This is a genomic window from Halomonas sp. WWR20, from assembly GCF_054602495.1.
This window is the reverse complement of record NZ_JBTRHR010000005.1, coordinates 106,118-120,411: the sequence shown is the minus strand read 5'-3', so window position 1 is coordinate 120,411 and position 14,294 is coordinate 106,118. Positions and strand designations below refer to the sequence as shown.

The 14,294-nt window shown below is 62.0% G+C and carries 15 protein-coding genes; 11 read left to right on the top strand and 4 right to left on the bottom strand.

All coding sequences use genetic code 11. From position 1 onward, the window contains the following. Positions 1–3: 3 nt before the first annotated feature. Entirely contained in the window at positions 4–1,401 is a 1,398-nt protein-coding gene (locus tag ACW4DH_RS11015; RefSeq protein ID WP_459636446.1) for an alginate export family protein, read from the bottom strand. Positions 1,402–1,590: 189 nt separating this feature from the next. Here ACW4DH_RS11015 and ACW4DH_RS11010 point away from each other — a divergent pair, with 189 nt between their 5' ends. Then, positions 1,591–2,964, top strand: a complete 1,374-nt coding sequence (locus ACW4DH_RS11010; protein WP_459636445.1) for an MATE family efflux transporter — start codon at positions 1,591–1,593, stop codon at positions 2,962–2,964. Positions 2,965–3,034: 70 nt separating this feature from the next. Here ACW4DH_RS11010 and ACW4DH_RS11005 read toward each other — a convergent pair whose 3' ends face one another. After that, positions 3,035–3,343: a hypothetical protein gene (locus tag ACW4DH_RS11005; RefSeq protein ID WP_459636444.1), complete on the bottom strand. Its 309-nt coding sequence runs from the start codon at positions 3,341–3,343 to the stop codon at positions 3,035–3,037. A 202-nt stretch (positions 3,344–3,545) separates the two neighbouring features. Between ACW4DH_RS11005 and ACW4DH_RS11000 the strand changes: the two genes are divergently transcribed. The 5 genes from ACW4DH_RS11000 (at position 3,546) to ACW4DH_RS10980 (ending at position 7,907) form a co-directional block, all read left to right on the top strand. Then, the gene (locus tag ACW4DH_RS11000) at positions 3,546–4,049 is read left to right on the top strand and encodes an acyl-CoA thioesterase (protein ID WP_459636443.1); all 504 of its coding nucleotides are present in this window, start codon (positions 3,546–3,548) and stop codon (positions 4,047–4,049) included. Between the two features lie 138 nt (positions 4,050–4,187). Further along, positions 4,188–4,724, top strand: a complete 537-nt coding sequence (locus tag ACW4DH_RS10995) for a CinA family protein (protein WP_459636442.1) — start codon at positions 4,188–4,190, stop codon at positions 4,722–4,724. Positions 4,725–4,734: 10 nt separating this feature from the next. Beyond that, positions 4,735–5,568 carry an ammonia-dependent NAD(+) synthetase gene (gene nadE, locus ACW4DH_RS10990; protein WP_459636441.1) on the top strand — a complete coding sequence of 278 codons (834 nt, stop codon included), beginning with the start codon at positions 4,735–4,737 and terminating at the stop codon, positions 5,566–5,568. A gap of 116 nt (positions 5,569–5,684) precedes the next feature. Next, a complete protein-coding gene (locus ACW4DH_RS10985; protein ID WP_459636440.1) occupies positions 5,685–6,710 on the top strand; it encodes an ion transporter in 1,026 nt (341 codons plus the stop codon). 75 nt (positions 6,711–6,785) lie between these two features. Then, positions 6,786–7,907: a 5-methyltetrahydropteroyltriglutamate--homocysteine S-methyltransferase gene (locus ACW4DH_RS10980; protein ID WP_459636439.1), complete on the top strand. Its 1,122-nt coding sequence runs from the start codon at positions 6,786–6,788 to the stop codon at positions 7,905–7,907. A 48-nt stretch (positions 7,908–7,955) separates the two neighbouring features. On the opposite strand, the gene ACW4DH_RS10975 is transcribed toward ACW4DH_RS10980, so the two are convergent. Next, positions 7,956–9,002 carry a hypothetical protein gene (locus tag ACW4DH_RS10975; RefSeq protein ID WP_459636438.1) on the bottom strand — a complete coding sequence of 349 codons (1,047 nt, stop codon included), beginning with the start codon at positions 9,000–9,002 and terminating at the stop codon, positions 7,956–7,958. A 66-nt stretch (positions 9,003–9,068) separates the two neighbouring features. Continuing rightward, the gene (locus tag ACW4DH_RS10970) at positions 9,069–9,404 is read right to left on the bottom strand and encodes an I78 family peptidase inhibitor (protein ID WP_459636437.1); all 336 of its coding nucleotides are present in this window, start codon (positions 9,402–9,404) and stop codon (positions 9,069–9,071) included. Positions 9,405–9,537: 133 nt separating this feature from the next. Here ACW4DH_RS10970 and ACW4DH_RS10965 point away from each other — a divergent pair, with 133 nt between their 5' ends. The 5 genes from ACW4DH_RS10965 to ACW4DH_RS10945 all read left to right on the top strand — a co-directional run bounded on the left by ACW4DH_RS10965 (position 9,538) and on the right by ACW4DH_RS10945 (position 14,285). After that, entirely contained in the window at positions 9,538–10,152 is a 615-nt protein-coding gene (locus ACW4DH_RS10965; RefSeq protein ID WP_459636436.1) for a glutathione S-transferase family protein, read from the top strand. Positions 10,153–10,283: 131 nt separating this feature from the next. Next, positions 10,284–11,201: a glycine betaine ABC transporter substrate-binding protein OsmF gene (gene osmF, locus ACW4DH_RS10960; protein ID WP_459636435.1), complete on the top strand. Its 918-nt coding sequence runs from the start codon at positions 10,284–10,286 to the stop codon at positions 11,199–11,201. Positions 11,202–11,208: 7 nt separating this feature from the next. Further along, positions 11,209–12,426, top strand: a complete 1,218-nt coding sequence (locus ACW4DH_RS10955) for an ABC transporter permease (protein ID WP_459636434.1) — start codon at positions 11,209–11,211, stop codon at positions 12,424–12,426. Between the two features lie 12 nt (positions 12,427–12,438). Beyond that, complete coding sequence (locus ACW4DH_RS10950; protein ID WP_459636433.1) at positions 12,439–13,521, top strand: ABC transporter ATP-binding protein; 1,083 nt, start codon at positions 12,439–12,441, stop codon at positions 13,519–13,521. Next, a complete protein-coding gene (locus tag ACW4DH_RS10945) occupies positions 13,518–14,285 on the top strand; it encodes an ABC transporter permease (protein ID WP_459636432.1) in 768 nt (255 codons plus the stop codon). The genes ACW4DH_RS10950 and ACW4DH_RS10945 overlap by 4 nt, the downstream gene beginning before the upstream one ends. The last annotated feature ends 9 nt before the right edge of the window (positions 14,286–14,294 follow it).

Below are 14,294 nucleotides of genomic sequence, written 5' to 3'. Positions count from 1 at the left end.
GCCTTAGAACGAGTAAGTGGCAAACAGCTGGAACAGCTGCGAGGTGTGATCGTGATTAAACCGCTGCTCGGCGCTGCGCTCCGGAAACGCCACGCCGTAGACGGCAGATAACGCCAGACTGTCGGTCACGTTCACGTTGGCGTAAAGATCGACCTCTTTGGCAAAATCGCGATCGGTGGTGCCTTCTGGAGTTTCCTTGTGGCGAAAGCGATAGCCGATGATGCCGGTCTCCAGTCTTTCGTTAGGCTGAACCGACGCCCGGATCATGTCGACCTTGAGGTTGGTATTGAACAGCATGTACTCGCCGACGATCTCACCCATGTACCAGTTGCCCCATCCCCCGGCGAAATCGTAGAACAGCGTGTCGTAGTGCTCGCTGAACTCGGCGCGCCGGTACATAAGCTGCGGGGTCCAGGTGACATCACTGAAGGTATAGGTCGTCTGTAGGTACCAGCCGTCATCGTCGATATCGGCCTTATCATTGGTTTCATAGACATATTGCCCGCCCAGCGACAGGTCGGGTAGCGACGCGAACGGCACGCCCTTGGCGCGCACGTTGTAAACGTCCATGCCTTCGCGCGTCTCGATGTCGGAATTGTAGGTATGTACGTAGGCAGCACCGAATTTGGCGCGCTCACCGAGGGTATAGTCGATATTGGTGCCGTTGGCATAGGTCGTCTCGTCGGCACCGCCGGGGACATATTGATGAGCCTTCAGATGAAACAGGTCGGCGTGCCAGCCTCGGCTGTCGAGCGAAGCCACCGCCGTGTTGTGAAAACCTTCGCTGGGACCGATGTAGTAAGCGGCATACTTGCCGGTATCGCTGTATCCATCCCCCACCAGAAAGCCGTCGCCGAACTCGAATTTCTGACGGCCGAAAGACAATGTCAGCGCCTCCTCGCCGAGCGAGTCGGCAAGCAGCGCGCCACTGTTCCAGCCGAGATAGGCCAGATCGAGGCGGCCATGCTCGGGATGATTGGGCGTGGCACCGTCGATATCGCCGTACTGGTTGCCACGCGTCATCGACAGCACTCCCTTGGCCCCGCCAAATAGAGTACTCCCGCCGGGCATGTCGAACTCGCTGGTCAATATGGGGATCAGTGACGCTTCCCACCAGGAGGGATGGCGCTTGGTGGGCGAGCCGAAGAGGCTCTCCCGCGCGCCGAAATTGGCATTGCGCGTAGTGGCGCCATAGACTTCGAGCGACAAGCCGCCGTTGAGCCGAAAGCCCGTGTCCACGTCGTTGTACAGTTTTATATCGGCAGGCGGCGGCTGAATGCCGGCGCTCAGATAATCGACATCGGTCACGGCAGAAAACGCCTGTGCCAGCGGCGCGGCCAGCATGCCGCCAGCCAGCGACACCGCAAGCCTGCCAGGATGGATTGCCCTTGAAAGTCCCATTATTATCCTCTCCTTGATATCCCCTGTAGCACGCGCAGTCGTACGTACACATGCGCCGTGCAGCGATTCGATACCGCACGCAGCACTTCTACCTTAGACCCGCGGCGAGCCGAGAGCCTCATCATCGGCGAGCCAGCGTTCATGTTCTTGCCGCTCATGCCCATGACCCGGGTACGACGAGCCGCTATCATGGCGGCTTTGTCCTATTCCCCGACCCTCAACGAGCCTGCCGTGAACGATACGCCCGAACCGCAAGCCCAGTTCACTCAGGTATGGCGCCTGGCCTGGCCGATCATCGTCTCGAATACCACCGTGCCCTTGCTGGGCCTGGTCGATACCGCCGTGGTCGGCCACCTGCCGGACTCGCGCTATCTGGCGGCGGTCACGCTGGGCGCGATGCTGTTCAGCTTCTTGTATTGGGGATTCGGTTTTCTGCGCATGGGCACCACAGGGCTGACTTCACAGGCGATGGGTCGCGAGAGTGACAGCGATGTGCGCAACCTGCTGGGGCAGTCGCTGTTGCTGGCGATGGGCATCGGGCTAATGCTGATCCTGCTCGCCGATCCGCTGATCGCGTGCGGCCTATGGCTGCTCGATGGCAGTGAGGCAGCGATGTCTCTGGCGGCGAGTTATGCCGATATCCGCATTCTCTCGGCTCCCGCGGTCATGGCCAACTACGCCATTCTAGGCTGGTTTCTGGGGCAACAGAACAGCCGGGTCACGCTGGCGATCATGGTGCTGACCAACAGCGTCAACATCCTGCTCGATCTACTGTTCGTGGTGGGGCTGGGCATGACCAGCGACGGCGTGGCCTGGGCCACCGTGATTGCCGACTATGTTGCGCTGGTGTTCGGCGCGTGGCTGGTGATTCGTCAGTTGCGTCTGCTGCAGGGGCGTTTTTTGCGCGAACGTCTGTTACGTCTATCGGCCTATGCCGAGCTGTTTCAGGTCAATCGGCATCTTTTCGTGCGCACCCTGGGGCTGCTGTTCGCTATGGCCTTTTTTACCGCTCAGGGCGCCAGCCAAGGCGACACGGTGCTAGCGGCCAATGCCGTATTGCTGCAGTTCATCATGCTGACATCCTACGCCCTGGATGGCTTCGCCCATGCCGCGGAGGCGTTGACCGGGCGCGCCGTGGGACAGCGCGACTGGCGGCTGTTCGCCGCCTCGGTGAAAGCGGCGGCGCGCTTTTCATTGCTGATAACGGGTTTGGCGACGCTAGGGTTCGCCCTGGGGGGCAATGCCCTGATCGCCCAGTTAACCGACTTGCCTCAGGTGCGCGCCGTCGCTGCCGATTATCTGCCGTGGATGGTCGCCATGCCTGCCATCGCCGTATGGAGCTACCTGCTTGATGGCGTCTTTATCGGGGCCACGGCAACACGCGAGATGCGTGACACCATTCTCATTGCCTTGCTCGTCTATCTGCCCACCTGGTATCTCACCCAAGGCCTGGGCAATCACGGCTTGTGGCTGGCGTTTACGCTTTTCATGCTGGTGCGCTCAACGACGCTGGGCGGTTACTACCTGCACCATCGACGTACCCGCTGGCGAGAAACGCCCTAGCCCGGCCCGCCTGAAACGCCGCCCTCCAAGCGTGACGTTTCAGGTGTGGATGAGCCTCACGGCATGCAGCTTACGACTTGTCGGGAGTGAAGGACGGCGGATCGCTGGCCGGAAACGACTCGTTACTCGCCTCATCCACACGCGCATCTTCCTCTCCCAGAGGAGGAGAAGTGAGGATACTTCCCAGTTGGCCGTCCTCATCGTCGAGAAGCGTCAGCCGGTTTTCATCCTCCGCCCGTAAGCGCGTGAACGGAACCCAACTATAGGTCAGATGCTCATCAACGATACGCACATACTCGTTTCCTACGACATCCACCGTCCCTACCTTGTCATGCGCCGGGGTAAGTACCTCGGCGCCGACTTTATATGCGTTTTCCATGGTATTTCTCCTTAACGCCGCAATAACACGTTGCGGGCTGCCAAATACAGCTCGCTGTCAGAACAATACGCCACGCGGAAGGCGTTTCTGACTCAGGGTAGTCAAAAACGGCCGGAGCCACCGAGCGCAATGCCCCCAGGCATGCAAAAACATGATAAATCTGTCACCTAGCGTGACCTGTTCAATTATTCCGGATCCCGACATGACCCCTGACGACCTGCCGCGCCAGCATGAACTCTCCATGACCATTCTCATGACGCCTGACATGGCCAATTTCAGTGGCAAGGTGCATGGCGGCGCCATCCTCAAGAAGCTTGATGAAGTCGCCTACGCCTGTGCCAGCCGTTACTCGGGAAGTTATGTGGTCACCCTGTCGGTAGATCAAGTGCTGTTCAAGCAACCCATCCATGTCGGCGAACTGGTGACCTTTCTCGCCATGGTCAATCACGTCGGGCGATCCTCCATGGAGATCGGCGTCAAGATCATTGCCGAGTCCATTCAGGAAAAAATCATCCGCCACACCAACAGCTGCTATCTGACCATGGTGGCCATGGACAGCCAAGGACGTCCAGCACCGGTGCCGCCGCTCAATCTGGAAACGCCGTTGCAGAAGCTGCGTTTCGAAAAAGCCGCGTTACGCAAAAAACTGCGCAAACAAGCCGAAGAGCAGGCTCAACGTGCCCACGCCGACCATTTCCCTCAATAGTAAGGCTGAACGTCGCGTCGGACTGACGTCGGTCGACAGCTTCAATAGGATCACTACTATAGTACACAGTGGATCTATGGAGACGGCATCGGAGCATGGACACGTTCACCGGGCTTCGATGAATAAAGGAGAAGGGCAATGGAACTGCTGGAACGCATCACCCAGTATCTCGACGAGCAGGAACTGGTGCTGGCCACGGCCGAGTCTTGTACCGCCGGTCTGATCGTCTCGGAGCTCGCCCGTGTTCCGGGCAGCGGAAAGTCGATCGACTGTGGTTTGGCCGTGTATTCGCCAGAGGCCAAGAATCGCCATCTCAACGTCAACTTCGACACTATCGAGAAATATGGCCTGACCAGCGAGGCGGTATCGCGGGAACTCGCGCTCGGCGCCCTCAACAAAAATAACGCCGATGTGGCAGTTGCCAATACCGGGGTCGCCGGTCCCGGCACCCCCAATGACGAGATTGAGGTCGGCACGCTGTGTTTTGCCTGGGCCTATCGGTTCCAGGGCAATACCTACCTGTTTGCCGAAACACAGCATTTCGATGGCGACAGAAATGAAGTGCGCCTGGCAGCGGCCCACTACGCGCTCTCACGCATTTCCGACTATCACGCCAAGGTGAAAAATGGCGATGCGACACCAGTTCACGTCCCCGGAGCGGCAACCGATCATTGAGGAGACAGCCATGGATACGCAATCCACCAGCGGCGCCCAGCGCCGTATCAGTAGCGCCCTAGGGGTGAGTGCCTCCATCGACCCGGAGCAGGAAATCACCCGCCGTAGCGCCTTTTTGCGCGACCAGATGATCGAGAGCGGTCAGCATGCCCTGGTGCTGGGCATCAGTGGCGGCGTCGACTCGACCGTGGCGGGCCGTCTGGCCCAGATCGCCGTGGAACGCGCTCGTGAGCAGGGGCTGGAAGCGCGTTTTTTCGCCATGCGCCTGCCCTACGGCACCCAGCACGACGAGAGCGATGCCCGTATGGCACTCGACTTCATCGCGCCCGACGAGACGCTCACCGTCGACGTCAAGCCCGCCAGCGACGCCATGCTCGAGAGCCTCGAGCGGGGCGATCTGGCCTTCCGCGACGAGGCACACCGGGACTTCGTGCTCGGCAACATCAAGGCTCGCCAGCGCATGATTGCCCAGTACTCCGTCGCCGGCGCCCATGGCGGCTTGGTGGTCGGTACCGACCAGGCGGCCGAGGCGTTGATGGGGTTTTTCACCAAATACGGTGACGGAGCCTGCGATGTCGCACCGCTGACCGGCTTGACCAAACGTCAGGTGCGCGAGATCGCACGCACGCTGGGCGCTCCCGCATCGCTGGTCGAGAAAGCGCCCACCGCCGATCTGGAGTCGCTATCGCCCCAGCGCGCCGACGAGGATGCCTTCGGGGTCCGTTATGAACAGATCGACGATTTTCTCGAGGGCGGCCCCATCGACGAACAGGCCAGCGAGATCATCCTCGAGGCCTACCGCAAGACCGCCCACAAGCGTCGGCTGCCCGCCACGCCCAACTGACGGACTCCACCGCACAAGCCTCTGCCCGGTCGACGCTACAGCTTTGACCGGGCATTCTGCCGTGGCGCAACACTCCATCGATTACCCGCCTGTTTTCACCCGCATAGGACACGTTGATGCTGGAACGCACACCGCCACCACGGCCGAAACGCCCCAAGCGCAGCGGCAATCGTCGCCGGGAAGACATCTTTCTGGTGTGGGACGTGTTCATCATTACTCTGGTGCTGGTCAACCTCGCGCTACTGCTGTTCGATAGCCTGTTTCTGCTGCCACCGTTGAACAATGCCTTCGAATCCGTCGCGCCCGATCTATACACGGCCTATGGCACTTACATTCATGACAATTTCCTGGCCATCGATCTGGCCTTCGTCGCCATCTTCGTGCTCGATGTATTGATCGGCTGGAGCGTGGCCGTCGCCGAGCGTCGCTATCAGCGCTGGTTCTTCTACCCCTTCGTACACTGGTACGACGTGCTCGGCTGCATACCGCTCAGCGGCTTTCGTGTACTGCGCGTGCTGCGTGTCATCTCGCTGATCGTCCGTCTGCAGCGCCTCGGCGTGATCGATGTCACCCGCTGGTCGATCTACGAGACCTACATCAAGTACTACTCCATCCTCATGGAGGAGCTCGCCGATCACGTGGCAATCAAGCTGCTGAGCAATGTCCAGGACGAGATCAGAAGCAGCGACGCCCTGACCCACCGCATCTCCAGCGAAGTAATACAGCCCCGCAAGCAGCAACTGGTGAACGAGATATCCAGCCGCATGGAAGCCATGCTCGATACGACCTATGCGGAGAATCGCGCCGATGTGCACCGCTATGTCGGCGGCCTGGTCAGTCGGACCATAACGGAAAGCCCCGAGATTCGCCGTCTCCGGCGGCTCCCTCTCGGCGAACCGCTGGCCGACTCGCTGGAAAGCAGCCTGCGCGACGTCGCCAGTCGAGTCGTGCACGAAGCCGTCATGGGGCTGCGCTCCCCCGAGTTCAGTTCCCTGCTGGGCGATCTGGCCGCCAGCGGCATCGATGTCTGGCTGCAGGTCGATGAGCGCACCGACCGCATCACCGAGCACGTCCTCATCGAGGTGCTCGACGTCGTGAAGTCGCAGATCGAGATCAAGCGCTGGCAGGAAAATGATTCATGAACAACTTGCAAAGGGTTCACTGGTGAAGTGAGTCCCATATCGTTAGCCTGTACGTTTTCTTCAGGAGAGTCTTGAATGGCCAAGCTGCCCCCACCCTTCCGCGCCGATCATGTCGGTAGTCTGTTGCGTCCCGCGGCCCTGATCGAAGCCCGCCGCCGCCACGCCCACGGTGAGCTGAGCGATGCCGAGTTGCGTAGTGTCGAAGATGACGCCATTGCGCGTATCGCACGCAAGCAGCAGGAAGTGGGTCTCAAGAGCGTGACCGACGGTGAATTCCGTCGCGCCTACTTCCACCTCGACTTTCTGCAGAAGCTTGATGGCGTGACCGTCACCGGTAACATCGCCTCCAACCCCAACGCCAAGCCCAGCAGCGACGGCTTTTCTCCGCCCAAGCTGTCGGTGACCGGCAAGCTGGCCCACGCGCGCGCCATCGAGACCGAGAACTACCAGTTCCTGCAGCGCCACGTGCAGGATGGCGCGCTGGCCAAGGTGGCCATTCCCTCGCCGACCATGGTGCATTTCCGCGGCGGACGCGCCTCCATCGACATCGAGGCCTATCCCGACCTGGACGTATTCTTCGCCGATCTGGCGCAGTGCTACCGCGACGAGATCGACTCGCTCTATCAGGCCGGCTGCCGCTATCTGCAGCTCGACGACACCAACCTCGCCTATCTTTGCGATGCCAAGATGCGCGAAGCCGCCGCTGCGCGTGGCGAGGACCTCGACGAACTGCCGCGTCGCTACGCCGAACTCATCAATGCCGCCATCGACAGTCGCCCCGAGGACATGACCGTGGGCATTCACCTATGCCGCGGTAACTTCCGCAGCACCTGGTTCGCCGAAGGCGGCTACGAGCCGGTGGCCGAAGTGTTGTTCAACGAACTCGACGTGGACGCCTATTTCCTCGAGTACGACGACGAGCGTTCCGGCGATTTCGCCCCGTTGCGCTTCTTGCCCAAAGACAAGCAGATGGTGCTGGGCGTGGTGTCCTCCAAGATCGCCGCGCTCGAATCCAAGGACTTCATCAAGCAGCGCATCGATGCGGCGGCACGCTACATGCCGCTGGAGCAGATGAGCCTGAGCCCGCAGTGCGGCTTCTCGAGCACCGAACACGGCAATGCGCTGAGCGAGGACCAGCAATGGGCCAAGCTCGAGTTCGTCGTCGACGTAGCGCGCGAGGTATGGGGCGACGATTGAAACGCTCACCAGACTAACGCGGGGCATCCGCCGCAGAGGGATGCCCCGTCAGTCGTGGATCTCGAGCAATGTGTAAGGCGCCTCACAGGCCTCGCGCTCGTCGCGGGTATCGATATCGCCCAGCCCCAAGTGACGATCATTGTCATAGACCACGAACAGGTGGTGCTCGTCGAGCACCGCCATGCCCTCCGCCTTGTGCTCGAACTCAAGAGGAGCGCCGGACGTCAGCGTCACCAACTCCGGCGCCTGGCCGGTCGCCAGATCGGCAAGCGCGATGACCCATAGATACCCTCCGATGCGTTCGTGGCCCTGGTCATCCTGGGTCTCGAAACTGGTCAACAGGTAGAGACGATCATGATGCGGGTCGTATTCCAGGCTCGACAGACCGCAGACATGGCACACCTCGGGATGCGTGTCCGGATCGAAACGGTAGTACTCGCGCAGTTCGTCGACAAACTCCAGATTGCCGCTGGCGTTGACTTGATAATGTGCGCCCACCAGATGCGAGACGTATTCGAAATCGTCATGCGCATTCCCCCTTTCGCGCACGCCGAACAACAGCAAACCATCACCGCGAGCCCCGGGAATCGCCGCCAGCCCCTCGATCTTGTAGTAGGCCGTGCCGATGGCCGCAGAAAGCTTGGCACGTAGCTCCAGCGATCCTTCCACGCCGTCGCGGGGGTCGGGGTCGACGACCTGCACCTTGTCGGGCTCACCCAGTGGCCAGATCAGCAGATGGTTATAGGCGTTGAGGTCGTGGCTTGCGTCATCGATGCGATCGAAGCCCGTCGTCGCCAGGATATGCCGACCATCGGCCGTCAGCGCAAAATCCTCGTATTTGTTGGCGCGCACGATGGCCTCGGCCGTCAGGTAATCGAGCGTCGTATCGTCGGGCACGCCATGCTCGGTGATCTCCATGGCGAACACCGCCGAACGACCGGCCCCGGGGATCGGCTTGTCGCTGGCCAGGATCAGGCGCCGCCCATCGTAGACCACCGCCGAAATCTCTGCGTTGACCAGACGGTTGCGCGCGTCACGCAACCCTACCGGAAAGCAGTGAACGGTACCTTGAGACACTATGTGGGCCTGGGTCATGCCGCCTCCTTGCGGGCGATACGGATGAAAATGTCGAATGCCGCATACCGCGGCACGTGGTTCAGCCTAGCCACAGCTTAGCGATTCGATACGTCCCTGGGCATCGACGCGCACACTCAGCCGGTCTTCGCGATAGTCCATAGTGTAGGCTTGGCCGGGGCGCATCGTCCGTACCCGAGCGGCGCCACTCTCGCTCGCCAGGCGCTCGCGTAGCGCCTCGTCCAAGGCCCGCCCCACGGCTGACTGCACCGCTTCGGCCCCGCAGGTCGTGTCGATACCCGAGGTATCCGGTGTCGCCGCGGCGACCCGTGGTGGTGAGGGCGGCGCCTCGGGCGGCATGCGAGACTGGCAGGCACTGAGCAGTCCGGCGCCCAGCAGTACAGGAAGAAGATATCGGATCATGACGTTTCTCGTCTCCAGCGGTCGCGAAGGGGCAACGACTCTCACCCTAGGCCGATTCCCGGAGAGTTCCAACTCGCCATCTCGATCGACGGCGGTTACGCTGGACGAAACTCTGCCTCCCCCAGGAGAACACATGCTGACGGTCTACGGCGACTATCGCTCCGGTAACTGCTACAAGGTGCAGTGGCTGCTGCATCGTCTTGATATGCCCCACCGCTGGATCGAGGTCGACATTCTCGCCGGTGACACTCGCACCGAGACGTTCCAGGCACGCAATCCCAACTGCAAGATTCCGGTAATCGAGTGTCATGACGGCCGCATGCTCGCCGAGTCCAACGCCATTCTTCACTACCTGGCCGCCGGCAGCGAACTGATCCCGAGCGGCAATTTCCCGCATGCGCGCATGCTGCAGTGGCAGTTTTTCGAGCAGTACAGTCACGAGCCGTATATCGCCGTGGCCCGCTTCATCGCCCGCTATCTCGGCCTGCCGCCGGAACGCGAGGCGGAGTACCGTGCCAAGCAGGAAGGCGGCCACCGCGCCCTGGCGGTAATGGAGTCGACTCTGCGCGAACAACCGTTTCTGGTCGGTGAGGATTTTACCCTGGCGGACATTTCCCTGTACGCCTACACCCATATCGCCCCCGAAGGCGGCTTCGATCTCGAGGCCTATCCTGCCATCCGCACCTGGCTGGCGCGAGTGCAGGCCCAGCCCGGCCATCTGCCCATGGGGGCCCCGGAAGAAAGATAACCGACTGGTGCAGCTTGGCCAGGCTGGTTAGACTGAGTCCCGCAAGGGATTGTCATGTCGAGTTACTGGCCTGCCCCAACGACCGGCGACATGATTCACCACGACACGCATGTTGACTAGGGAGCGGAAACATGACCCGATTTGGCACTTTTCTCGGCCTTATCGCCGCAACAGCATTGACCGCGGGCCAGGCTTTCGCCGCCGACCCCGTCCGCGTGGCCTCGAAGATCGATACCGAGGGCGAGCTGCTCGGCAACATGATCATCGAAGTGCTCGATAATGCCGGTATCGATACCGAAAACCGCCTGCAGTTGGGCCCGACCAACATCGTGCGCCAAGCCCTGCTCTCCGGCGAAATCGATATGTATCCGGAATACACCGGCAACGGCGCGTTCTTCACCAATACCACCGACGATCCGGCCTGGAAGCGCGCAGATGCAGGTTACGCCAAGATCCGCGATTACGATCGCCAGGAAAACGATCTGGTATGGTTGACGCCGGCATCCGCCAACAATACCTGGGCCATCGCCGTACGCCGTGACGTCGCCGAGCCGAACGACCTGCAGACCCTGGACGACTTCGCCCGCTGGGTGCGTGACGGCGGCGATGTCAAGCTGGCGGGCTCGGCGGAGTTCGTCGACAGTCAGGCCGCGCTGCCGAGTTTCCAGCAGACCTATGACTTCGAACTGGATCAGGATCAGCTGTTGGTCCTCGCCGGAGGCAATACGGCGGCAACCATCCGTGCCGCCGCCGGCAACACCAACGGCACCAATGCCGCGATGGTCTACGCCACCGATGGCGCCATCCAGCCGGCCGATCTCGTGGTCATGGACGATACCCAAGGCGTGCAGATGGTCTACGCACCGGCCCCAGTCATTCGTCAGTCCGTTCTCGAGTCGCATCCCGAGATTGACGACCTGCTGGCGCCGGTTTTCGAATCGTTGGACCGCGAAACGCTGCAGTCTCTCAATAGCCAGATCCAGGTCGAAGGCCAGCCTGCCAAGCAGGTCGCCCGACGCTACCTGGAAGAGCAGGACCTGCTGAACTAGCGTTTTCATGACCTCCGTGGCAAGCCGGGACCCAGCCGCTGGTCAACGGCGCTGGATCGCCAATCGCGTGCTGCTGACGTTGTGGGTCGCAGGCGCACTGGGCACGTTGCTGCTGCCCTTCGCGTCCCTGGCCAGCAACCGCCTGACCTCAGGCCAGCCCGTTATGCTCTGGCAGGCACTGTTGCCCTGGCAGGAAGGGCTGATGGCAGGTCTCGCCGTACTCATGCTGCTGGCCTGCCTGCACCGTCCGCTACCTCGTCGGCTCGCGCCCCCTTTGGCGCTGGCCGCCGCTCTGCCCTTGCTGCTGCTGGTACTCTACGGAATCGGCGATTACGCCACCCGGGCACTGGACCAGACATCGCCGGCCGCCCGGGTGTCGATGGGGGCGGCGTTCTGGGTGCTGGTGTTCTGCAGCGCCCTGACCGCTCTCGATGCGTTGCAGCGCCAACGCCTGGGGATGCTCGGCCGGGGCCTCTACGCCGCGACGCTGTTTGCCGCAATCGCCACACTCTTTGTTACCGGCCACTTCAATGACTTATCCCTCATGCGCGAGTATTTCAATATTCGCGATACCTTCGCCGCCGAGTTTCTCACCCACCTGCGTCTGGTGATTTCCGCGCTGGTGCCGGCGCTTGTCATCGGTATGCCGCTGGGCCTGCTGGCAAGGCGCCGGGTCCGGGTGCGTGCCGGTCTGTTCGGGCTGCTCAACTTCTTCCAGACCATCCCCTCGATTGCACTGTTCGCTCTGCTGGTGGCGCCGCTTGCGGCGCTCGGCGACGCGATCCCTCTGCTGCGTGAACTGGGTGTGAAAGGCATTGGCGCGACACCCGCCATCATCGCCCTGATTCTCTACTCACTGCTGCCGGTGGTGCGCAATACCTATGCCGGCTTCGCCGGCGTGCCGGCCGCCACGCTCGAAGCGGCCCGCGGCATGGGCATGACCTCGCGTCAGATATTGTGGCGCGTCGAGGTGCCACTGGCACTGCCGGTGATCCTCTCCGGGCTGCGCATCGTCAGTGTTCAGGCCATTGGCCTGACGGTGGTCGCCGCACTGATTGGCGCCGGCGGGCTCGGCGCCTTCATTTTCCAGGGACTCGGGCAGTACGCCATCGACCTGGTGTTGCTTGGCGCACTGCCGACTATCGCTCTGGCGGTCGGTGTCGATTTCGTATTCCAGGTGCTGGTGACTCTCAGCCAGCCGGCGCGCGACTCACGCGCTTCATGAGCGAGGATTTCCATGATCGAGCTGCAAGGCCTCGCCAAGACCTACAATGGCCAGGATGTGGTGCAGGATGTCTCCCTGACCGTGGACAACGGCGAATTTGCGGTGCTGATCGGGCCGTCAGGCTGCGGCAAGTCGACGACGCTACGCATGATCAACCGCCTGATTCCCTTGAGCCGTGGCCGCATCGTTCTCAACGGCGAGGATGTCACGCACCTACCCGCGGAGCAGCTGCGCCGCCGCATCGGCTACGCGATCCAGTCCATCGGTCTTTTTCCGCACTGGAGCGTGGCGCAGAACATCGCCGTGGTGCCCAGACTGCTCAAATGGCCCAAGGCCCGCATCGATGACCGCATCGACGAACTGATGGCGCTGTTCCAGCTCGACGCGAGCACGTTCCGCGACAAGTACCCGCACCAGCTCTCCGGCGGCCAGGCCCAGCGCGTCGGCGTGGCCCGGGCGCTAGCGGCGGACCCCGAGGTGCTGCTGATGGATGAGCCCTTCGGCGCCGTGGACCCGCTGACCCGCGATGTCCTGCAGGCAGAAATGTTGCGCGTGCATCGCCAGACCGGCAAGACGATCATCTTCGTGACCCACGACATGGATGAAGCACTCAAGCTGGCCTCGCGCATCGCCATCCTCAATGCCGGACGCCTGGTGCAGTACGATCGCCCCATCGAACTGTTGATCGATCCCGCCGACGACTTCGTACGCGACTTCATCGGCAAATCGGACCTGGGCCTCAAGCTGCTCTCTCGACGCTGGGTGCATCAATACGCGCGGGAGGCGCCCCGGCTCGCCGAGAGTGCCCCCCGGCAAGAGTTGGAACTCGCGCTCAGCGCCTGCGGCCACGTCTGGCGAGTCGACGCGGCGGAGCGGCCGGTAGCGCTGTACGGAGCACACCAGGCAATGGGCGACACACCGCTGGAGCAGCCTCTGCGCGTCCATGCCGACTGGTGCGCGACACCCGACATGACGCTGAAGGAGGCCTTGTCGCGCATGGTGTGGTTTCGGGTCTTCACCCTGCCGGTCGTCGATGAACACGGCCGACTCTGCGGTGAAGTCTCGATGAGCGGCGTGATGGGTCAACAGCCATGAACCTGCCGGCACCTCATCCCGACCTGCGTCGGCGGTTGCTGTTGGCTGGGCTTAGCTTGTTACTGGTGGTACTGGTATTGTGCATGCGTGATCTGGAACCGCTGTTCCGTGCCGCCTTTCCCGATCTCGATGTCGTCGTCTACCAGCGCGAAACCTTCCTGCAGCTGACGCTCGATCATCTGCAACTGGTTATGGCGTCTTCCGCGATCTCGATTCTCGTCGGTGTGGGCGCGGGGCTGTTCGTGACCCGACGCATCGGGCGGGAGTTCGAGCCGATGGTATCGGCGCTGGCCGCCATCGGCCAGACATTCCCGCCCGCCGCAGTGCTGGCGATCGTGGTACCGCTGGCGGGGTTCGGCTTTACGCCGACCCTGGTGGCGCTGACTCTCTATGGCTTGCTGCCCATCGTGCAGAACACCATCGCCGGGCTGGGCACCGTGCCGTCCGCCACGCTGGAGGCTGCACGCGGCACAGGCATGAATGCCCGCCAGGTGCTGTGGCGTGTCGAGCTGCCGCTGGCCATGCGGGTCATCGTCGCCGGTATTCGCATTTCGGTGATCATCAATATCGGCACCGCGACCATCGGCTCGACCGTCGGTGCCCAGAGTCTGGGCACGCCGATTATCGCCGGCCTGGTCGGCAACAATCTCGCCTACGTGATCCAGGGCGCCGCCGTGGTCGGCCTGCTGGCCATCGTCACCGACCTGGGGTTCGAGCAACTCGAACGTCGCTTCACCTTCGGCGCGCAAGCGGAAAAGACGTGATCGCGGCCC